The sequence below is a fragment of the Mariprofundus erugo genome (assembly GCF_005818865.1).
Lineage (GTDB): Bacteria > Pseudomonadota > Zetaproteobacteria > Mariprofundales > Mariprofundaceae > Mariprofundus > Mariprofundus erugo.
Genome location: NZ_VBRY01000006.1, coordinates 117,411 through 140,400, shown reverse-complemented (window position 1 = coordinate 140,400; position 22,990 = coordinate 117,411). Strand labels below are relative to the sequence as shown.

The window sequence follows — 22,990 nt, the reverse complement described above, 5'->3', positions numbered from 1 at the left end:
ATATCATCAGAATCAAGGGCGGAATTTCACGGTAAAAAATGGTAAAAGTTTTTTAACCATATGAAATTAAAGGAGTTTAAAACTTACCATCAGGCAGACATGGCCCATTGCATGTGATGTCCCCGCAAGGCTGTGATGGTCGTCTGCAGCTGTTCGCGCAGCTCCGGATGCTCGTCTGTATGCGCAAGCACATACTCGGCGGTCTTCACCACAACCTGCCAGCGTGGACGATGCGGCAACGTCTCGACCTTCAGGTAACGGTCCAGCGTGCGCGTACGCCAGGTATCACCATCGAGCTGCGCCCGCCAGAGACCACTCTGCTCTGCCAGCTCTACCTTGCCCGTACCGGTCACACGCTGCCATATCTCCAGGCACTGCCACATCAGACAGACGACCAGTTCACGCTCATCCGCAGGCAAGGCTATTTGATCTGGCTGTGGCTCATCCGGCAAAGAGAGCGGCTGTACATCAGCCTGCTGCAGCGATTCCACATTCGCCTGCGCCGCTACCGCTGGCTGCCCGGGCTCGTCATGCATGGACCTTGCGAACAGACCAAGCCGGGCCATTCCCAGCAACAGAAGAAATGCCACAATGCCGTAGTAGGTCATATCGTAAACCGGCAACCACCCTTCAAAAGAGATGACATCGTAAATCACCGTCAGGGCCATGATGACAATCCCCGCCATGGTCGGCAGACATCTTGAGCGGCAGCGAAGAGCAGCGACAATCACCAGGTAGATACCATATACGGAGATGGGAACCTGCACGAGCAAGCGATGCACAAGCTCCAGATCAACAATCTGCTCCTGCCCGAGCGCAAAGATCAGTGCGGTTAAGATAGTGCTGATCACCAGATAAAAGCGGCCGACCAGCGGCCAGACATCCTCTTTAAACAGCTCCTTCACCAGGTAAATCAGAAAAACTGTAGCCCAGATCAGGGAGATAAAATTGAGCAGGTATCCGAATTCAAGCGTCAGCCCCGGAAGCAGGTCATAAACCACTCCCTCCAGACTGAACATGGTGTTGATACCGACAAAGATTGCAAACAGCGCCGCATAAAGAAGGGTTTTCCTGTGTCTGTGCCTGGCATACAAGATCAGATATACGATACCGATCAGCAACAGTGTAAGAATAATCAGCGTATCATGCGTCTTCGCCAGCAACTCTTCCCGGCTGATCAGTACAGGATCGCCCAGAGACATATTCCAGGCAAGGGCCGAGCGATAGGCATCGAAATTACTGGCCTGCAGCACCAGCTCCAGTTTGCCTGACACCTCGCCCAGATTAATTAACCGGCGTTCCCAAAAAAGCTTTTTGCTACGTACATTGCCCAGTGCGACTACAAGACGACCATTGGCATACAATTGCGCATATGAGAGATAAGGAGACAAACGGATGGCCAGTGGTTGTGGTTTCGCGGGCAACAGCACCGTCAGCGTATAGGTCGACCAGGCATCTGCTTGCTGCGGCGGCTCCTGAATCGTACCCGGATGATCAACAGCGCCCATTCGGGAGATATCGACCGGCGTATACGTGTCCGCAACCTTCGCATCGGCAAGCTGATCGGGCATCAGTATCCGGCCAAAGTAAGCCCGCCACTCTCCGGTCAAATCAATGACATGCTCACCCGGCGACGCCGGCCTGAAATCAATCACGCCGGCAGATCGGGACGACAGCATGTCTCCCGCATAAGCAGTAAACAGATTCATCAGCACAAACGCAATGAATACACAGCACCTGATCTGGTCCTTCACTCCCCTCCCTGCGTCATACCCTCAAAATGAGAGCCCGCATGCCCTCAGCGCCCGATCGATTTTGAATGCATTCAATCCAACCGGGAGAAACTTTTCAAGTCTGTTGTCTGTCTTTACGCCTCCGAAAGCATGACAGCAGTGCCATACCGGTTTACCCTGTCGCTGAAACTGAAGCCTGGGGGGGTGGATGATGGAAGCTCAATCAACGCGCAAAAGCGGAAAAAATATCATTGTATGCGCCGATGGCACCGGCAATGCCGGCGGCTATACACCGGACAGCAACGTCTACCGCATGTACAAGGCCGTGGACAAACGCTTTAGCGGTGAGGTAACCGACGGCTTTCACTGCCGCGAGCAGATCGTCTTTTACGATAACGGTGTCGGCACCCAGAAAAACAAATATATACGCGCCCTCTCCGGCGGGCTTGGCTTCGGATTCGAGCGCAATGTATGCGACCTCTATGCCTTTCTGGCGCGCAATTATGAGCCGGGTGACCGCATCTGGTTCTTCGGCTTCAGCCGTGGTGCCTCCACCGTTCGCGCCTGCAATGGCCTGATCAGCATCTGCGGTCTGGCAAAAGGCAAGGGGCTGCGCAACCGGGAGCTGACAAAACGTGTGGATGAGGCGTTCGCCGCTTATAAACAGCACGAGCAGCATCCCGAGCGAGCCCGCGCACTGAGCGCATCCGAAGATTCGCATGGCATTGTGCCAATCCATTTCCTTGGCGTCTGGGATACGGTGGTGGCTTTGGGCTTCCCTTCCCGTACCGACGTCACCGGCACCGTTTCCGGCTGGCTTAACGCGTTGTTTATCAAGGCGGAGATGTGGCTGGATCGCAAATGGCCGCATAAATTCTACCATTACAGGCTGACCGATAACGTGGCACATGCTTATCAGGCACTGGCCATTGATGATGAGCGTACGGCGTTCTGGCCACATGTCTGGCGTGAGCAGGGACGCCCCGAGGGCAGTGTCGAGCAGGTCTGGTTTGCCGGCATGCACTCCAATGTCGGTGGCGGCTACGAGCGCTCGGGCATGGCCAGTGTCCCGCTCTACTGGATGATGCTCAGAGCACAGCGATGCGGCCTCCACTTCGAGCCGGGGCGACTGCAGGAGGCATTGAACGACAGCCATGTGCATGGCCGCATGTATAACTCTCGCGACGGACTTGGCATTTTCTATCGTTATCATCCGCGCGAAATCGAAAAGCTGTGCGAAGGCCGCCTGAACGGCGAGATCAAACTGCATCGCAGCGTCATTGAGCGCATCAACCATCGCACCGCCAACTATGCCCCCGGTCAGCTGCCGGCCCGCTTTGCTGTGGTGGATGATGATCCGGATGCACCGGTCGAAATCCGAAATCCCGGTCATCACTATAACTGGAATCGTTATCGCTCCGAGATCAACACCTGGGTCCATGAGCGCAAATGCCTGTATGAGCGCATGCTGAGCTTTGCCCTGCTCTTCCTGCTTGCCGGTTTCGCCACCTGGCTGTTCTCAGACAAGCAACCGGCGGAGCACACCGGCCTGTTCGGTTACCTGGCCGATATGATCGATTTTGTCACCCCGGGCTTTCTTGAACCGCTGTTGAATACCATCGTCTATCAGCATCCATGGCTCCTGCTGCTGCTGGCCATGCCCGCCACCTACTACTACAAGCGCATGCTGGAATATCGGCGCGATACCATCAGAGCCTGCGAAAACCTGAGAAACCTGGTGATTACCGAAGAGCCTCTCACCGCGCCAGCAGCCGAACCGGGACATGAGGCGGAAGCTGCTCCCGCCACGCAGGAGTCTGCTCCTGAGTCTGCTCCTGAGTCTGCTCCTGAGTCTGCTCCTGAGTCTGCTCCTGAGTCTGCTCCTGAGTCTGCTCCTGAGTCTGCTCCTGAGTCTGCTCCTGAGTCTGCTCCTGAGTCTGCTCCTGAGTCTGCTCCTGAGTCCGAGTCCGAGTCCGAGTCCGAGTCCGAGTCCGAGTCCGAGTCCGAGTCCGAGTCCGAACCTGAGTCCGCCCCGGAAGCAGCAACAAAAGCCGATCCAAAAACTGCGAGCTGAAGCCTCTTTTGTCCCATATTTATCGGAGATACAAAGGCCTGGAAAGGGTATCATGCACGTTGAACAAAACGGGAGGAGTCGATGGCAGAAACCGCTTTAGCATATCACCCGGGATATCAATATCCCCTGTTAGGTATCGTTATATATAACAGGGGATATTCCATGCAAAAAGATATCGGATGCGCTGCATCCCCTGCGAAGCCTGCCGAATATCAGCCCGATCACCTCCAAACAATGCATATACATTTGCCAAATCTGGCAAATGTATATCGTCGTATATTAATAAGTTATGTGTCTTAACCGTGGAGGGAGCATCAAGTGTTTTTATCTTTATTAGGAATCACGTTTATTGTCTCATTGCTAGTGTGTTTTATCGTAGCGAAGTTATTCGCCAAGCCGATCGATGGAATTCTGGAAAGAATCGTGGCAGACGATATCGCTTATGCTTGGACAAAGTACCTTAAATTCGCCATTTATGTGGTTGGAATTTCTGGAGGTGTCAGGATCAACTACCTGGAAAACTTCCTGCGTGCACCGACAGAACACTTTACCCCACCCGTGCTAACCATGGATCGCTGGGTATTGGAAATATATCGTACGATAATCGAGTCTCTTCAATCCATCGCATGGATGCTGTTGGTGTTTTTTATATTTGCACTCATCGCATACGTTATCGTTCGTGCATTTGAGCTGCGCACAAATGCAAAAGGACAAGCTGGTGCAAACAACAACACATAACAATTCGCTCGTGTGGGACGCTGCGCCGCGATGCGGCTCGCGCCCCACAGCTTGATCGTTATGCCTAAAAACTGGAGGGTCTAGTGAACGAAATATTTCTGCTCATAGTTGGGGCTGCTATCGCTCTATTTTCCACATGGGTCAAATCGTGGATTGATCGAGAAGCTCAGTGCAGTAATGAAGTGTTCAAACAGCGCATATCGTGTATGAACCAAATTTGGTCTTCGTTCTACGAAGTCAAAAATATCTTTGGCCGCAAGGTTGCGTTAGGCCATGAAAAGTGGCTCGCGCAGAACCACGCCGAAGCACTTGAAAAATTGAACGCCTTTAGAAGGCTGATCGATGAAAATCAAATAGTCCTTAGCAAGGAAATAGTAAGTGGCTTCCGGGAATTGGATACTTATCTATTTGTCCTTCTAGGCGATGAAGATCAAAAACCGTCGCAATATGTGGCCGATCTCAATGTGATCTTGGAAAAACTCTCAAAAACAATTAACGAGAACATGAATGTTCGAGCACATAAAATTGATCTTCGCCTTAGCACTTAGGCATAACCCGTCAGTCGAGAGGGACTGCGCAAAAGCGCGCAGCCCCTCACTTTTACGTTAGAGGAGAAGAAGTAATGAATTTTGCGAAATTATTTTCAGTATCGGTCCTCAGTCTAATTTGCTGTGCATGCGCCAGTTCGATAAATATGAAGGAGGCGCAAATACATTACCAGGCCGCACGAAATTTCGAAAATCAAGGTGATTTCGTTTCAGCCCGAGAGCAGGACTGGAAGGCGCTCGTTGCTGCTCGTTCAGGCGGTGCCGAACCGGAAACCATTTCGATGATGACGTATGAGTTTGGAAGAACAACCGGGTATGCCTGCCATTTGGAGGAAGCAGAAAAATTTCTCGTGGAGTCATTGAAACTGGAGGAGAGCTTACCCCAACGGAATAGCCGCAATATTGGCATCCGTCGTTTTGAATTGGCGCGCCTTATGTATGACCAAAAGCGTTATAAAGATGCGGCCAGCTACTACTCAGATGCCCTTCGTGAAGTCGAGCAAACCAACAGTGTGAAGTCAGACCCCATAGCCTTTGCCGGCGCCTATGAAGAATATGCTGATGCCCTTGCGCAAAGTGGAGATAACAATTCCGCCCAAGAAGCTCTTCGAAAGGCGAAAAGTTTAAGGGAAACCAATCCTAGCCAAGAGGCGAAATTCAAGCCTGTTCGCTACAAGTGCAATTCTCCTCTAACCCTTCAGTCAACAGTATAGGGGGTCAGGACTTGTTTCGCGCATTTTCATCGGCGGATTTAATGATGCGACTCACCGTTGAATGGTGCAGGCCGCAATAAGTTGCAATCTCCTGCATGGTATAGCCATGTTCCCTGTAGGCCTCCCGTATCCAGTCGCTTCGCTCCCTGTCTGGCTGCGCAATCTCTGAAAGCGGCAGATGCCTCAACAACTGCTTCCGCTTCGGAATCCCTACTGTTTCACCACTCCCGGCTACCTGCAACCGACCTCTGAACAGATCATCGCCTAAAATATCGGGGCCATTCAACTGATCCCAGGGGGAGACCATCTGCTCATCCCGGACAAAAGCAACATACGCAGCCCTGGCGGTTTCCGAGTCATTACCAAACCGGGATAACAGCCAGCCAGTATCAAGGAATGCAGGAGTTGAAACGGCACCCGCTGTCGCCTGATAGCTGCTCCACGGCCAGTCGCCTGCATCCTTCACCATGCCGGCCGCAACGGGGTTGCGAACGATGTATCGACTTAACTCCAGCAGGTAGGCATCTTTATCCACAACAATCGACTTGAACCGCCCCTGAAACACATGTCCGACACGTCCATGCGTGCGATTGAAGCGCTGGGTATAGATACCATTCAATTGACGCATCCCGCGACTCAAATTCGAACGCGGTGTTTCTATCATCAGGTGGAAATGATTACTCATCAGACAATACGCATGACAAATCCAGCCGAAGCGATCGACCACATGAGCAAGCACCGCCAGAAACATCTCCCGGTCATCGTCCGTTAAATAGATATCGGACCGCGCGTTACCACGCGATGTCACATGATAAACAGCACCTTCAAATTCTATCCGCAACGGTCTGGCCATGAGAGCACACTAACTCCAACAATGCGCAAAACAAGTCCTGACCCCGTCCCTTCGCAAAACAAGTCCTGACCCCGTCCCTTGCAGGTCACTGCAGCAGCTGCTGCAATCGTTGCCTGTCGCGATTCGACGGATGGTGTGCGACATGCATGATGATGTCGGCAAGCTCCTTTTCGTCAGCACTCGCCGATTTACTCTGTTTCAGGGTCTCCAGTTTGAGCAGATCACTATCACTGACATGATGACTGAAGCGCATCATGGCCCCGGCCAGTGTGCGTTCGCCGGCTGTGGCATCTGTGTTATCGACGATCTGCTGCAGGCTGGCCATCTCGCTTTCGGACGGATAGTGACTTAAATGCATCAGGATAGCGTCGATGGTACGGATCGGGACGGTGGCGGAAACAGCGGGTGTAACATTGAACAGCAGTGCCAGTAGCAACGGGATAAGTGCATAGACTGAACGTTTCATGTTGTCCTCCTCGCATGCGGTGAATGCGTCGCATGACCGCGAACCACTAATACTGTAGCAAAATGGTTGGTTTTATAAAAGGACGAATCAACTGAATCTGTTGCAAAAAGTCTGCCTGCAGAACAAAGCTCAGGACATGTGACGGTGCCAGGCATGACTTATGGAGTGATTCACATCCGCCAGACTGGACGCTTTAATATGCAGGGGCGGCAATAAGCCGGCCCGCTATTCTTAATCGGTTGATCCCATGGCAGCACGATCCATCAGCCACTCCCCATCGGCAATGGCGGCAATCGGCAACCGCTCCCCTGCCCTGATGCGTGCCAGCGCATCGTCTTTATCCTTGCAGACCCCCGTCAGGAAAAACCGGCATTGCTCTGCGCATAAACTCGTCAAACAGCGGAACCGTAAATGCCAGCTCTCCATACGAAGGGCTATATATCATTCCTTTATTAATCAGATTAGCGCGTGTTGGGCCGATACTGCTGATTTTCAGCCCCAAAGCATCCGCGATATCGCTCGTCCGTTGCGGATCTGGGCCGAGTTCTGACATAGCCCGGAGAAAGGTCTTCTCTGTCGGTGTCAGGCGATCAAATCGCACTCTGAAAAAGTTTAAATCCAACCGGCCAATCACAATTTCGGATGCGCCCTGAATCACAGAAAACTCGATCGGAGAGGCAACGGCCCGGTTCCAGGCCTGATAACCCCACTCCTGAAGAAAGTATGGATACCCCCGCGTCAACCTGAAGATCTCTTTTAATGCATCTTCGGAAAAACGTACCCCCTCTGTTTCAACAGGCTCCTGTAAAGCTCGACTGGCATCATGCTCCGAGAACGCCCCTATATCAGGAAAACTGAATAACCGCTCTGCATATGATTTCGACTCTCCTGCAAGACCAGGCAAAATGGGCAAACCGGCAGCAAGTAAAACCAATGGAAGCTGGCGCTGCTGCATCTTGTGCATCGCCATAATAAGGGCGCTCAGCTCTTTCTGTTTAAAGTACTGAATCTCATCGATCAGTATTGCAACACATACACCTCTATCGGCTGCAGCTTCAGCCACAGCGATAAACAAACTGGGTAAATCAACTTCAAGGTCACCACTGTCGGCTGAACCCTGCTCAGGATCAATATCAAGGCCCAGCTCAATATCGCCGACTGTGACTTTGATCGCTCCAACGAAGCTTTTTAACACAGCCAGCCCACGGCGAACCTTATCACCTGCTCCTGCCATACGGTTGATATCAAAAAGAAGACGGCGCAAATGCGGAGCCAGCAATATCCCCAGAGACTTATCTTCGTGCGCTTCAATCAGAATCGTGCGATATCCGGCGTCCCCGGCCATCCGCTCCATCTCATTGAGAAGCACTGTTTTGCCAACACCTCGCAAGCCTGTCAGCAGAATACTTTTCTCGGACCGCTTTTGCTTCACCCGCCCCAGTAAAATTCTGGCCTGTTCAAGCACCCCATCCCGGCCAACCAATTCAGGAGGCGGAGAACCTGCCCCCGGAGAAAACGGATTTTTAATCGGGTCCATACACACCTCTGAACATTATCTGCATGGTCTATAACAACCTATAGCAACTTATAGCTATAATTTCATATAAGTAAATATAACCAGCGAGAAACATCAGGGCAATCGCCTTTATTTTTTATGACAGTGACAGTGCCAGGCATGACTTATGGAGTGATTCACATCCGCCAGACTGGACGCTTTAACATGCAGGGCCGGCAATAAGCCGGCCCGCTATTTTTCAGTCGGTTGATCCCATCGCAGCACGATCCATCAGCCACTCACCATCGGCAATGGCGGCAATCGGCAACCGCTCCCCTGCCCGGATGCGCGCCAGCGCATCGGCCTTCCCCTTGCCGGTGACCATCAAGATACGATGACGGGCCGCATTGAGTGCGCTATAGCCCATACTGACCCGCTCGGCTGGTGGCTTGGGCGAGTTGTAAACCGGCACCGCCAGACGCACATCGGTCAGGGCCGGATTGGCGGGAAACAGGCTGGCGGTATGCCCATCCTCCCCCATACCAAGCAGCACGATATCCATCACCGGAGCAGCAGCAAGCAGCGCCGCATAGGCCGCAGCCGCCGATTCCGGCCCCTCTTCTGCCGCCATGCGATGAATCTGCGCTGCCGGTATCGGCACATGCCTGAGCAGCGCCGCATCGGCCATGGTATCGTTACGCTCGGCATCTCCGACCGGCAGACAGCGCTCATCACCGAACCAGATATGCAGTGACGCCCATGGCAGTGGCATCTGTCGCAGCAAGTCATAGCAGAGCCGTGGCGTAGTACCGCCAGCCAGTACCAGATGGCACACACCCTTTTCAGCTACCGCTTTCTGACAGAGCTCAGCCACCCGCCCGGCCGCATAAGCGGCCAGTTCTGCGGGTGACTCAAACAACATCTCACTCATGATTCGGAGGATTCCACCGGACGAATCGGATGACCACCGAAACCGGCCCGCTGGGCATTGACGATCTTGCCGGCAAATGCGTCCTTCTGACGACTGCGGAAGCGCATCTGCAGTGCCAGCGTCAGCACCGGCGTCGGAATACCGAGATCGATCGATTCATTGACTGTCCAGCGCCCTTCACCGGAATCATCCATCCAGTCGGACAGCGATGAAAGATCGCCATCCTGCTCCAGTGCATCACCGGTCAGATCAAGCAGCCATGAGCTGACCACCGAACCATGCTGCCAGACGCGCGAGATCTGATGCATATCCAGATCAAACTCATCCTTCGCCTTCATCAGCTCAAAGCCCTCGGCAAAGGCCTGCATCATGCCGTACTCGATACCGTTATGAACCATCTTGACGAAGTGGCCGGCTCCCACCGGTCCGACATGACCCCAACCCTTGCCCTCATTGGAGGCCAGGGTGGTCAGTGCCGGTGCAATCAGGGCAATGGCATCATCTTCACCACCGATCATCAGTGAATAGCCATTTTTAAGACCCCACACACCACCGGAGGTACCGCAATCGGCAAACAGCATCCCCTTTGCCGCAAGCTCAGTGCCGCGACGCTGGCCTTCCTTATAGTTGGAGTTACCGCCATCGATGATCAGATCGCCCGCTTCAACCCCTGCCGCAAGCAATGCAGCAATGGTGCTGTCGACAAACTGATGCGGCACCATCACCCAGATCACACGCGGCGCAGGCAGCTGTGCAATCACATCATTCAGATCGGTAGCAGCGGTAACCGATGAATATTCGGCGGCCAGTGCTGCGCCGGGAGTGGTATCCACATCATAGGCCACCACGTCATGACCACCCTGTGCCAGCCGCTTCACCATATTGCCGCCCATGCGACCCAATCCGATCATTGCCAGTTTCATATTATTTCCACTCTCCTGTTATTTGTCCGCAATCTTCGCCGACTCACCCGTCATCAGTTCATTGGCATTCACAATCACATGATAGCGCTCACGCGCCACCTGCATCATCCGTTCGGCAAACTGCGGCCGATCCATCAACACCTTGCTGAAATCACGCTTATCAAGCGTATAGATCGCACAATAGGTCAATGCACGCATCGTTGCCTGGCGCTCCTTGGTTAACAGCAGACTCAGCTCACCAAACACCTGCCCGTCACTCAGCTCCCCTTTCACCCAGCCACGGGCATCCACCATCTCCACCCGCCCCTGCTCGATAATGAACAGCTCACCGGCCACAGAACCGAGCCGGACAATCTCGTCACCTGCATTATACACACGCGGCTTGAGCATCATGGCAAAGGCATTGATCATCGTCGTGCCTGATCCCTCAAACATCGGCACACGGGACAACGCCTGTTTCGGCGAGCGGGCCAGCCAGCGCCTGTGGGCTGCAGCGGGCAGATCAAAGGCCGCTTTCGGCCCCCATGAGCCGAACGGGTAATTGGGAAAATCGCGCGCCTTTTCACTTTTCCATACATCCAGAATCGGCTGCACAATCTGCCAGGATGTTTCCACCAGATCGGAGCGGGAAAACAGCGATGCATCGCCGCGCATGCAATCATATAACATGGTTTCGTAACCGGTGCCCGGATGGGTCACAAAGGCCTCGTCATATTCAAAGTTCATATTGACCTTGCGCATATGCATCGACGGGCCCGGCCGCTTGGCCAGAAAACGCAGCTCAATGCCTTCATTGGGCTGAATGCGGAAAATCAGCTGATTGGCTTCCAGCTGACCGGCAGCCGGTGTACCACGGAAGGTAAATTCGGGTGCCCTGCGGAACTGCACAACAATCTCGGTGGATTTGGTACGCAACCCCTTCCCCGAACGCAGGAATACCGGCACCCCGTGCCAGCGCCAGTTATCAATGCGCAACTTCACGGCCGCATAGGTCTCGGTATTCGAATCCGGATGCACCAGATGCTCCTGTCGATACGGCTTCGCCGGTGATCCATCCTGCTTCACACCTTCGCCATACTGACCACGTACGGCATTTTCCCGTACCTCTTCCGGCTCCATGATCCGCACCGCACTGAGCAGCTTGAACTTCTCATTCCGGATAGCCTCGGATTCGAATGAAACAGGCGGCTCCATGCAAAGGTAGGCCATCATCTGAAACAGATGATTCTGGATCATATCGCGGACCACACCCGATTTATCGTAATAGCCACCGCGCCACTCCACACCCACCTGCTCAGTGGCAGTGATCTGGATATGATCGATATGGGTACGATTCCACAACGGCTCGAACATGCCATTGGCAAAGCGGAAGGCGAGCAGATTCTGCACGGTCTCCTTACCCAGATAATGATCGATACGATAGACCTGACTCTCTTTCCAGTAGGTGAGAATCTGGCGGTTGAGCTGACGGGCTGAATCAAGGTCCGACCCGAACGGTTTTTCAACAATGATACGCCGCCAGTAATCATGTTCCTCATTCATTCCCACCGCCTCAAGACCGGTAGAGATCATGCTGAAAACAGCTGGAGGTGTAGCCATATAAAAGAGGATATTGCCACCGGCATCGTAACGGCCATCGAGTGCCTGCAAAAACGTCTTCAGCCGGGCAAATGCCTCTGCATCATCGAAACGCCCCTGCATATAATGGATTTTATCGCAAAAGACCGACCATGCATGGTCATCAAACTGATCCTGGCGCGAGTAGTTGCGTACATCCTCGCTCATGCGGTCGCGAAATGATTCGGTGGAAAAATCATCCATGGCCATACCGAGAATGGCAAAGGCATCCGGCAGAAGATTATCGCAGTAGAGATTAAACAACGATGGAATCAGCAGTCGCTTGGTCAGATCACCCGAAGCACCGAAGATCACCATTATGCAGGGATCGGGTGCATCCTCCTGCAGATTCAGTGCCGTAAAGAGTTCCTGTAAACCCTCCGGGCCGCCTTGATCGCTCATGTAGTCACATCCAGAAATTGCGGCCATCCGCAGTAATATGGTTCAGAAAAGCAGCGCCACGCTACTCTGGCGTCATCGCGTGCGCCAAGGAAATCACCCGCAACGGTCCAGCTCCGCTGCCATGAATTGATGAAAGCAGTCATGGACCCGCTGCATGCGCTCTTTTAACTGCAAGGGTGAGTGAATGGCGGCATGCCGCCGCATGGTCTCCCACTCGGTGGCCGCCGGATCATTGGGCAAATGGCCGATCGAGCGCCACAACTCCACCCGCAGTGCATTCTCCATCTGACGATAGATCAGATAACTCTCTGCCAGCCATTCGGCCTGCTGATGCCATGCATCCGGTGCAGAATCAGGCAGAGACCGGAGCAGATCAACCGTTCTTCGCTGATATCCTCCAAAGGCCAGACGCGCGTACTGGGCCAGAAACTCAATATCAACCAGTCCGCCGGCATCCTGCTTCAGATTGATGATATCACTCTCTTTGCTGGCCAGGTGAGCAAGCATCTTCTCACGCATCTCCATCACCTCTGCCGCCAGAGCGGAATGGTTGCGCGGCAGATCCAGAATGGACGCCACCTGTTTGGCCACCATCTCCCGTGCAGCAGCCGGGCCGGCGACAGGACGGGCACGGCATAAGGCCTGATGCTCCCAGGTCTGGGCATCGGTTAACTGGTAGTCGCGAAAACCGCTGATATTGGTGACCAGCACCCCCGACTGACCGGATGGGCGCAGACGGGCATCAAACTCGTAACCGGCTCCGTACGGTGGTGTACCGGTCAGATACTGGATCATGCGCCGGCCGATACGCTGGGCATGCTCACCCATGCTGCGCCGCCCGACCATGCCGGAAGGATTTTCATCGGCCAGCACAAACACCATATCCAGATCGGATACCAGCCCCATTTCACGTGAGCCATGCTTCCCCATCGCCAGTGCAACAAATGGAAAATCTGCCGGCAAATCCATTTGATGCAGGCACAGGCGCAGCGTCGCCGCCGTCGCCGCATCGGCGATATCGGCCAGCCAGCCGCCAATGGTCATGGCATCGGCGGTATGGGCATCCACAGCCAGTGCCGACAGCAGTCGTGCACGATCCACCCAGTAACCGATATCAGCCAGCATCTGCTCGACATGATCGTAATCGCGCAAACCATCAAGCTCGGCCACCATATGATGAATATCTGTTTCACTGCGCTCCACCATCAGCGGCCACTCAAGCCACGAAGGATCCCTGACAATATGATCGGCCAGATACTGGCTGGCTGAGAGCACACCGATCAGCCAGTCCAGTGCCCCCTGATGGGTTGCCAGCAAATCAATCCAGGTGGCACGACCGGAAATCGAGTGAATAAGCCGGGCAAAAGCCTCAAGTGCGGTGACACCATTTTCATCATCGAGCCAGCGCGGCATGGCACGGATCAGAATACGCTCAACCTCGCCCCGGCTGCGCTCAGGAAGCATGCCTCTGGCCAGCGATTCATCAATCCGCTGCAGTGACATGACGATCCGCTCCCGATCCGCCTCAACAACCGATGACAAGGCATCCGCATGACCGGTCAGCCAGCTGTTCGCCTCCGGCTGACCGCTATCGGCCGGTTTAACAAAGCGGCTGAATGCACCTTCAACGATCGCGGCATGGTGGATCATCTGCCGCTCAATATCCTCGATACCGGTGGCAGCGCTCAGATATGGGCGGTAATCATCCGGTAACCGGTGCGTCTGCTCTCCCCGCCTCGCCTGAATGGCATGCTCCATCCGCCGCCAGAATCGATAGGCCTGCTTCAGTTCAGCCACATCTTCCGCATTGATAATGCCGGACTGCTGCAAAAGATCGATCGCCTGCATGCTCGGCTGCACCCGCAGTGCCACATTGCGGCCACCATGCAACAGCTGCAACGACTGGATAATAAATTCGATTTCACGAATTCCGCCACGACCCCGTTTGACATCGAAACCGGCAGCAATGCCGCCACTACCGGCCTGCCCGTCGATACGGCGTTTCATATCAGCCAGCGCAACCACCGTGGTATAATCGAGATAGCGGCGATAAATAAATGGTGTAATACCTTCGATAAAGGCCTGACCGAGCAGCAGATCACCTGCCACCGGCCGCGACTTGATCAGCATCGCCCGCTCCCAGGTCTGACCATACTCAAGATAGTGCGACAGGGTTGTTTCCAGATGCAGGGCAATGGCCGAACCGTCGCCACCCGGACGCAGGCGCATATCCACCGGCCAGACAATGCCATCGGCCGTTCGCTCACTCATCAACCGAATCAGCATGCGCGAGAGGTGCATATAATACTCGTCCACAGGAAGTGACTGCCGCCCGCCTGAGCTATGACCCTCCCCCTGCCAGATGAACAGCGGATCGACATCCGAACCGAGGTTGAGTTCACGGCCGCCAAGCTTGCCCAGCCCGATAATGCAGAAACGCCCCGCCTCGATCACCCCGTAACGCGGAGCAATCAGGCGCATGGCCATCTTCAGCGCCTGATCAAGCAGCCCGGAGGCAAAGTCTGCGATGGCCTGACAGGAGCGATCCATATCGCCATGCAGGCCGAGCTCCCACCAGATCAGATGACGATGGCCCCGATGTTTGCACTGACGCAAATGGCGCATGCAGGTGACAAGATCACTGCTGTCACAATCAGGAATCCAGCTCGCACTGGCATCCGGCAGCGCGATCGCATCCGCCGCCACAAACAGTCTTTTACACTCTGCCGGGGTGGCTGTGCGCATCAGCATGGCAAACAGCGGCGAATGGGCATATACCCTGCGCACATCGGCATGCAGGAACTGGGGGACATCTGTTAACAGCTGATCAATCGGTTCGCTCATTGCATAACTATAACCGTTTGATGACAACGTGAGAATCAGTACCGATGTATGCCCGTCTGCCAGGCGATGACTGATTTATTACCATCCGGGCAAACCTGCGCCATAAAAAAGAAAAGGCCGCCCGATGGGCGGCCTTTCCTGATCAGCAAATCCGGCTGGATTAGCAGGAGTAGTAGAGTTCCATTTCCTTCGGATGCGGACGCATACGAACTTCGTTGAGCTCTTCCATCTTCAGCTCGATGTAGGCATCGATCATGTCATCATCCATGACGCCGCCAACCTTGAGGAAGTCGCGATCTGCATCGAGTGCAATCAGAGCCTCTTCCAGACCACCACAAACGGTCGGGATCAGCTTGCCTTCTTCCGGAGGCAGGTCATACAGGTTCTTGTCTGCAGCTGCACCCGGATCAATCTTGTTCGCGATACCGTCGAGACCTGCCAGCATCATGGCAGTGAAGGCCAGATACGGGTTGGAGGTGCAGTCAGGGAAGCGAACTTCGATACGGCGAGCCGGATTGGAGTTAACAACCGGAATACGGATGGACGCAGAGCGGTTACGGTTGGAGTAAGCCAGCATCACAGGTGCTTCGAAGCCAGGAACCAGACGCTTGTAGGAGTTGGTAGAAGCGTTGGTGATTGCGTTCAGAGCCTTGGCATGCTTGATGATACCACCGATGTACCACAGTGCTTCCTGAGACAGGTTGGCATACTTGTCGCCTGCGAACAGGTTCTTGCCATTGAGCCAGAGAGACTGGTGAACGTGCATGGCGGAGCCGTTGTCGCCATAGATTGGCTTAGGCATGAAGGTTGCGGTCTTGCCATGGGCATGAGCAACGTTGTGTACCACATACTTGTACCACTGTACTTCGTCAGCCTTCTGAATCAGCTCGGCAAACTTCATTGCCAGCTCGCACTGACCAGCGGTCGCCACTTCGTGGTGATGCGCTTCCATGTGGATGCCCAGATCGCTCATGACCAGAGACATGTCACTGCGGATCTCATGCAGGGAGTCGATTGGCGGAACCGGGAAGTAACCACCCTTGACGCGCGGACGATGGCCGGAGTTGCGCATCATGCCTTCGGACGCATCAGCAAAGTTCTTGCCGGAGTTCCATGCTGCTTCCTCGGACTCGATCTGGTAGCCACAGCCACCCATATCGTTGTTCCAGCGGATGCCGTCGAAAATGAAGAACTCGAGCTCAGGGCCGAAGTATGCGGTGTCAGCAATGCCTGCAGAGCGGATGTAGTTCAACGCTTTCTGTGCAATCTGACGCGGGCAACGGTTATATTCCTGACCGGTAATTGGGTCGATCACCTGAGCAACCAGAACCAGCGTGGAAGCTTCGAAGAAGGGATCGATATTTGCACTTGCCGGATCAGGAATCAGAGCCATATCTGAGTTATTAATATCACACCAGCCGGCAACGGATGATCCGTCGAAGGCGAAGCCGTCTTCGAATGAATCTTCACTCAGCTGATGGATTGGATAGGTAACGTGCTGCCATTTGCCACGTGTGTCAGTAAAGCGGACATCGACAAACTCGCACTCGTTTTCTTTGATCAGGTCAAAGACCTTTTGAACTGCGTTACTCACAATGTACTCCTTCATAGTTATACAAAAAATCCCACCCGGTCAGATCGGATGCGCGACTTTGGCACAAGATATTCAGCTTGGCAACCGATGTTTAAATTGCATCCTGATCACGTTCGCCGGTACGAATACGGATTACCTGCTCAACCGGCGAAATGAAAATTTTACCATCACCGACTTTGCCGGTTCGGGCTGCTGCACAGATGGCCTGTACGGCCTCTTCGACCCGCTCTTCGCTGACAACCATCTCGATTTTTACCTTGGGAACAAAATCAACCACATATTCTGCCCCGCGGTAAAGCTCGGTATGTCCCTTCTGACGGCCATGCCCTTTCACCTCGGTAATGGTCATGCCATCGATCCCCATTTCACCCAGGGCATCCTTTACATCATCGATCTTGAACGGTTTGATCACTGCTTCAATCTTCTTCAATGTTTGCTCCTTTCTGCACGGGATTCTGCTACTTAACCTTTTTTCTGCCTGCTATTCGCGAAAGCCATGGGTAATCGGATAACGCCGATCCCGCCCGAATGCGCGCTCGGTAATTTTCACCCCTGGAGGCGCCTGCCGGCGTTTATACTCGGCCAGCTGCAGCATGCGCACCACACGCCGCACCTCTTCGGCATCATAACCGCGCGCGGCAATTTCATCCACGCTCAGACGTTCCTCGATGCTGGCACTGAGAATGGCATCAAGCTCGGCATAGTCAGGTAATGAATCACTATCCTTCTGATCCGGACGCAATTCGGCCGAAGGCGGCTTGCTGATGGTGTTGGCCGGAATCACCTCACGCTCCCGGTTCAGCCAGCGGGAGAGTGCAAACACCTGCATTTTATAGACATCCTTGAGCACGGCAAAGCCACCGGCCATATCCCCGTACAGGGTGGCATAGCCGACCGCCATTTCCGATTTATTACCGGTTGTCAGCAGCATACGCCCTGTTTTGTTGGAGATGGCCATCAACAGCAGGCCACGCATACGGGCCTGAATATTCTCTTCGGTCACATCGGGCGCACTTGTACCCCAGGCCGCAAAGGTATCGGCCAGTATCGCTTCAACAGCGAAGGTGCCGCCACTGATCGGCAATGTGATCACCTCGATGCCAAGGCTGATCGCCAGTGCCTCGGCATCGGCAATCGAGTGATCACTGGAATACTTTGATGGCAGCAGCACGCCGAGCACATTGGCTGCACCCAGAGCTTCAACGGCAATCGCTGCCGTCAGGGCCGAGTCGATACCGCCGGAGAGTCCTATCACCACCTGTGAGCTGCCATTTCGACGCACATAATCGCGCACCCCCATCACCAGGGCGGCATAAATCTGTGCCATCGGTTCAGCGACCGGTTCAATAGCAGTGACGCCGACACAGCCAAGATCAAGCACCCCTTGCCACGGCTCAAACAGAGGGGCCCGCAATAACATATTGCCATTGCCATCTACTGCATGTGAACCACCGTCAAATACCACTTCATCCTGCCCACCCACCGGATTAACATAGACCAGTGGTGTTGCGAAGGCCGCAGCCCTGCGGGCAACCAGTGCCTCACGGTCCGCCTGTTTACCCAGATGAAACGGTGATGCATTCAGATTCAGCCATACATCGCAGGCGATGCCCGCCTGACTGGCGGCCAGATCATCATGCCAGAGATCCTCACATACGCCGACCCCTACCCGCCAGCCATTGACATCAAACACACACTGGCGGCCAGTACCGGGGGTGAAATAGCGCTGCTCATCAAACACACCGTAATTGGGCAGGCGCTGTTTATCATAAATGCCGACCACTTTTCCGTTACGGGCCAGTATCACACTGTTACGCAGGTGAATACCTTCCCGCCGCGGTGCACCGAAAACCACGCAGCTCTGCCGACTGGCTGCCACGACTGCAGCAACCGCTTCATCCACCTTCGCCATAAAAGCGGGCCTGAACAGCAGGTCCTCAGGCGGATAGCCGGTGATACACAACTCGGAAAACACCACCAGATCACAAAGCCCTGACTCTGCTTGCGCCATCGCCTGCATCATCTGACGGACATTCCCCTCCATCTCGCCGACGCGGGGCATCATCTGGGATATCAGAATTCTCATTTCTCGCCTCCGGAGAACAAGCAACCCATATATTCAGTCAACGCTATCACGATTCCGTCCGGCCCGGCACAAACATCGCATCACCATAGGAATAAAAACGGTAACCCGCCTGCTTGGCGTGCTCATATGCCGCCAGCACGCGCTGCCGACCGGCCAGTGCTGAAACCAGCATCAGCAGCGTCGATTTAGGCAAATGAAAATTGGTCAGCAGGGCATCCACCATACGAAAATGATAACCGGGCGTAATAAAAATGGATGTACGACCGGCTCCGGCAAGCAGTTGCCCGCTCTGGCCGGCGGCCTCCAGCGTACGCAGGCTGGTCGTTCCCACAGCCACCACGCGCCGCCCCTGCTGCCGGGCCCGATTCACCGCCTCGGCGGTTTCCGCCGGCACGATATAGGCTTCTTCATGCATGATATGATCGGCGACATCTTCCACCTGAACCGGCTGAAAGGTACCCGGCCCCACATGCAGCGTGACATGCACAAACTCGGCCCCGGCTGCCTGCATGGCAGCCATCAGCTCGGTCGTCAGATGCAAGCCGGCAGTCGGTGCAGCAACTGCGCCGGCATGGCGGGCAAACACCGTCTGATAACGCTGCTTATCTTCCTCAGAATCGGGGCGCGCAATATAGGGCGGCAGCGGCATATGGCCATGCGTCTCAATCGCCGCCGCCACATCGTCAGCCTGCAGCTGCACCAGCACATCCTTGCCTTCACGCGCCAGAACCGTCGCCGTAAAGGTGTCGGAGAAGGTAATCATCGTACCTTCCTTCAAAGGCTTGTTGGCCTTGCCCCAGGCGCGCCAGACATCGGTTTTATCGGTGGGCTCCAGCAGCAGGATCTCCACCCGGCCGCCGCTCTGTTTGCTGCCAACCAGACGGGCAGGAATCACTTTGGTGTCATTCACCACCCAGACATCACCGGGTTGCACCATGTGTGGCAGATCGACAATACGGCGATCACTAAAATCGTCATTCACCTCACTCAGACAAAGCAGGCGGGAAGCATCCCGTTGCTGCAATGGCTGGCTGGCGATACTCTGCTCGGGCAGATCAAAATCGTAATCGCTGACTCGCATGACGGCGAAGACTACTCGGCAACCATTTCAATGGAACAGGGCAATTCAAAAATACGTTCACTGCCAAAATAGAGACGTGACTCAGAGGAGTGTGAACTGCCCGCCTTACAAGCAGGCGGGCACATCAATGGCAGACGCCATCACCGGCCTTTCTGTGCGTAAAAATGCTGATACACCGCTTAATAGCGAACCGGTTTTACTTACCCTGTTGCTGCAGTGCTGCCCCCGTGGCTTCGGTTGGGGGCAACGATCGCGCATCATGAAGCCACCCCGTGGCTTCGGTTGGGTGCAACTATCGCGGTACCTGAAAGCCTTCCCCGTGGCTTCGGTTGGGTACAACTATCGCGCATCATGAAGCCACCCCGTGGCTTCGGTTATGTGCAACTATCGCGGTACCTGAAGCCACCCCGTGGCTTCGGTTGGGTACAACTATCGCGCATCATGAAGCCACCCCGTGGCTTCGGTTGGGTGCAACTATCGCGCATCATGAAGCCACCCCGTGGCTTCGGTTATGTGCAACTATCGCGGTACCTGAAAGCCTTCCCCGTGGCTTCGGTTGGGTACAACTATCGCGCATCATGAAGCCACCCCGTGGCTTCGGTTGGGTGCAACTATCGCGGTACCTGAAGCCACCCCGTGGCTTCGGTTGGGTGCAACTATCGCGCATCATGAAGCCACCCCGTGGCTTCGGTTATGTGCAACTATCGCGGTACCTGAAGCCACCCCGTGGCTTCAGGTACCTTGCTGGTGCGTGATTTCATACAGGACGGATTTAAGGACCATCGCCTTGAACGGTTTCTGTAAAAAGCCATCCGGACGATCGCCGGTCAAGAGGGTGCCGGCATCCACCTCGGAATAACCTGAAACCAGTATAATCGGTACCGTTCTGTCGATGGCACGCATGGCGGCCATCGCCTCAACGCCCCCCATCACCGGCATGGTCATATCCAGCAGCACAGCCACCAGCTGATCATGATAGCGCTCAAACAGCTCTACCCCCTGCTGACCATCTTCCGCACTGCGCACATCAAAATCGAGTTTCGACAGAAATGTCTCTGCCACGGTGCGTACGCGCTGATCATCATCCACCACCAGCACCATGCCATTATCACCACGCCAGGCCGCCACCTCCATCGTGGTCACCATTTTCTCTTTCACTTTCTGATCCGTCACCGGCAGATAGACCCGGAACACCGTGCCTTTACCCGGTGCACTGAACAACTGCACTGCCCCTTTGTGCCCCTGTACAATACCCAGTACAGCCGAAAGCCCAAGCCCGCTTCCCGTTTTTTTGGTCGTAAAAAACGGATCAAATATTTTCGCCTGCAACTCTGCATCCATGCCACAACCGGTATCGCGAACCTCAATAATCACATACTGCCCGGTCGGCAATTCCGCGCCGTGATAGAGAGGATCGAGCTCGTTGCGCGCCATCTCGCGTACAGCGCTGGATACCTTGATCTCACCTGCGGCAGCACCAATGGCATCGGCAGAATTGACAATAAAGTTAAGAATCAGCTGCTGAATCTGGGCCGCATCACCCTCAATACCGGGGAGATCGGGATACAGCTTGATTTTCAATGCGATATTCTTGCCGACAGAGGCCCGGATCAAACGCCCCATCGATCGAATCATCTCGTTGATATCAAGCACTTCCAGCGCATAGGTGCCCTTGCCGGCATAAGCGAGCATCTGTTTGCACAATTCGGCCGCATGATCGCAGGTTGTGACAATATGGCCGAGGTAGGTATTTGCAGGTGACTTGATGCCCACCACCCCCTGCGCCAGTTCGGCATTGCCCATAATAGCGGTCAGAAGATTATTAAAATCATGCGCGATACCACCTGCCAGCACCCCGAGAGATTCAAGCCGCTGGGCATGTTCGAGCTGGGCCTTCAGGGCATGATTTTCCTGATCCTGCTGCATACGCTCACTGGTATCTTCCGCCGTCACCAGCACCGCCGGCCCGCCTTCAATCATCACAGGCGAAGACTGCATTTTGATGGTCACATCTCTCCCGCTACGACGTACCACCGCAAGCTCAAGTACAGGTGCAGGCCGCCCCGACCCGGCCATATGACGAACCCGCTCCTGCAGGCGGGCATGGTCTTCGGGATGGGCATAGTCATAAATGTTTGTACCGATGATCTCTTCCGGTCCTGCCGCCTCAAGCAGGCGGGCCGCCGCCGGATTACAGTAAATCCAGCGCCCGTCGCGATGGACACCGATGGCATATGGCATCATATCCAGCAAGGCGCGATGATTGAACCGGCTCTCGTTCAATGCATGCTCTTCATGGCGTAAGCGCCTGGTCGTATCATCGAGCAACGCATCCTTGAAGGCGCCGATCTTCTCCATCGCATAACCGGTAAACAGGGCAATCATGGTAAAGGGTACATAGGCAAGGCCAATGTAAAGCAGCTTGAGCAGATCAAAATCGGAGAAAAACGGGCTGCCGGCCGCAATGATCACCACATAGAGAAGGCTCCAGATCAGCCCTGCCCGTACACCAGCCACCATACAACCGATAAACGGGATACCGAAACTCCAGATAAAACCGATCTCATAGCTGCCACCGGCAAAAAACAGGGTCGAGAACAGCACCACAGGATGAAGAATGAACAGGTTTTTGAGTAAGCCGAGTGGCCCGTTAAAATGACTCCAGAGCATCAATCCGGCCAGAGTGACAATCATTGCCAGCTCGGTGACAGCCAGCATCGTCAGGCCGGCCATCAGGTTCGCCATGCCGAATACCGCGACAAATGCAATCGCCACCAGCAGACATCTCCGCAACATCTGCATCTGAATGCCGGTGGTCACCACCCATGTTTCAGCAAAGCTCATGCAACCGACCCCTTCCTGATGATTGTGTATAGCATAACCGGCCAGCCA

The 22,990-nt window shown here is 54.5% G+C and carries 17 protein-coding genes; 4 read left to right on the top strand and 13 right to left on the bottom strand.

From position 1 onward, the window contains the following. Positions 1-89: 89 nt before the first annotated feature. Positions 90-1,709 carry a 7TM diverse intracellular signaling domain-containing protein gene (locus tag FEF65_RS07665; RefSeq protein WP_138239215.1) on the bottom strand — a complete coding sequence of 540 codons (1,620 nt, stop codon included), beginning with the start codon at positions 1,707-1,709 and terminating at the stop codon, positions 90-92. A gap of 232 nt (positions 1,710-1,941) precedes the next feature. On the opposite strand from FEF65_RS07665, the gene FEF65_RS07660 reads away from it, so the two are divergent. The 4 genes from FEF65_RS07660 (at position 1,942) to FEF65_RS07645 (ending at position 5,806) form a co-directional block, all read left to right on the top strand. Beyond that, complete coding sequence (locus FEF65_RS07660; protein ID WP_138239214.1) at positions 1,942-3,807, top strand: DUF2235 domain-containing protein; 1,866 nt, start codon at positions 1,942-1,944, stop codon at positions 3,805-3,807. A 318-nt stretch (positions 3,808-4,125) separates the two neighbouring features. Beyond that, positions 4,126-4,545 (top strand): hypothetical protein, encoded by a 420-nt coding sequence (locus FEF65_RS07655; protein ID WP_138239213.1) that lies wholly within the window; start codon positions 4,126-4,128, stop codon positions 4,543-4,545. Positions 4,546-4,628: 83 nt separating this feature from the next. After that, complete coding sequence (locus FEF65_RS07650; protein WP_138239212.1) at positions 4,629-5,093, top strand: hypothetical protein; 465 nt, start codon at positions 4,629-4,631, stop codon at positions 5,091-5,093. A gap of 74 nt (positions 5,094-5,167) precedes the next feature. Next, entirely contained in the window at positions 5,168-5,806 is a 639-nt protein-coding gene (locus FEF65_RS07645) for a tetratricopeptide repeat protein (RefSeq protein ID WP_138239211.1), read from the top strand. Positions 5,807-5,810: 4 nt separating this feature from the next. Here the strand turns inward: FEF65_RS07645 and FEF65_RS07640 are convergent, their stop codons facing one another. From FEF65_RS07640 to FEF65_RS07580, 12 genes are all read right to left on the bottom strand, one after another. Further along, positions 5,811-6,659, bottom strand: a complete 849-nt coding sequence (locus tag FEF65_RS07640; protein WP_138239210.1) for an REP-associated tyrosine transposase — start codon at positions 6,657-6,659, stop codon at positions 5,811-5,813. Positions 6,660-6,744: 85 nt separating this feature from the next. Further along, positions 6,745-7,125 carry a hypothetical protein gene (locus tag FEF65_RS07635; RefSeq protein WP_138239209.1) on the bottom strand — a complete coding sequence of 127 codons (381 nt, stop codon included), beginning with the start codon at positions 7,123-7,125 and terminating at the stop codon, positions 6,745-6,747. Positions 7,126-7,462: 337 nt separating this feature from the next. Beyond that, positions 7,463-8,662, bottom strand: coding sequence for an AAA family ATPase (locus FEF65_RS07625; RefSeq protein ID WP_138239208.1), 1,200 nt, complete (start codon positions 8,660-8,662; stop codon positions 7,463-7,465). A gap of 217 nt (positions 8,663-8,879) precedes the next feature. Continuing rightward, entirely contained in the window at positions 8,880-9,551 is a 672-nt protein-coding gene (gene pgl / locus FEF65_RS07620) for a 6-phosphogluconolactonase (protein ID WP_138239207.1), read from the bottom strand. Then, positions 9,548-10,474, bottom strand: coding sequence for a phosphogluconate dehydrogenase (NAD(+)-dependent, decarboxylating) (gnd, locus tag FEF65_RS07615; RefSeq protein WP_138239206.1), 927 nt, complete (start codon positions 10,472-10,474; stop codon positions 9,548-9,550). Before gnd ends, pgl begins: the two co-directional genes overlap by 4 nt. Positions 10,475-10,492: 18 nt before the next feature. Continuing rightward, complete coding sequence (gene zwf / locus FEF65_RS07610; protein ID WP_138239205.1) at positions 10,493-12,493, bottom strand: glucose-6-phosphate dehydrogenase; 2,001 nt, start codon at positions 12,491-12,493, stop codon at positions 10,493-10,495. Between the two features lie 93 nt (positions 12,494-12,586). Next, positions 12,587-15,337, bottom strand: coding sequence for a bifunctional [glutamate--ammonia ligase]-adenylyl-L-tyrosine phosphorylase/[glutamate--ammonia-ligase] adenylyltransferase (glnE, locus tag FEF65_RS07605; RefSeq protein ID WP_138239204.1), 2,751 nt, complete (start codon positions 15,335-15,337; stop codon positions 12,587-12,589). A gap of 160 nt (positions 15,338-15,497) precedes the next feature. Continuing rightward, positions 15,498-16,931: a type I glutamate--ammonia ligase gene (gene glnA / locus FEF65_RS07600; protein WP_194149433.1), complete on the bottom strand. Its 1,434-nt coding sequence runs from the start codon at positions 16,929-16,931 to the stop codon at positions 15,498-15,500. 91 nt (positions 16,932-17,022) lie between these two features. Continuing rightward, complete coding sequence (locus tag FEF65_RS07595; protein ID WP_138239202.1) at positions 17,023-17,361, bottom strand: P-II family nitrogen regulator; 339 nt, start codon at positions 17,359-17,361, stop codon at positions 17,023-17,025. Between the two features lie 51 nt (positions 17,362-17,412). Continuing rightward, a complete protein-coding gene (locus FEF65_RS07590; protein ID WP_138239201.1) occupies positions 17,413-19,017 on the bottom strand; it encodes an NAD+ synthase in 1,605 nt (534 codons plus the stop codon). Positions 19,018-19,063: 46 nt separating this feature from the next. After that, positions 19,064-20,098: a tRNA preQ1(34) S-adenosylmethionine ribosyltransferase-isomerase QueA gene (gene queA, locus FEF65_RS07585; RefSeq protein ID WP_138239200.1), complete on the bottom strand. Its 1,035-nt coding sequence runs from the start codon at positions 20,096-20,098 to the stop codon at positions 19,064-19,066. Positions 20,099-20,830: 732 nt separating this feature from the next. Next, positions 20,831-22,942, bottom strand: coding sequence for a hybrid sensor histidine kinase/response regulator (locus tag FEF65_RS07580; protein ID WP_238701253.1), 2,112 nt, complete (start codon positions 22,940-22,942; stop codon positions 20,831-20,833). Positions 22,943-22,990: the final 48 nt, after the last annotated feature.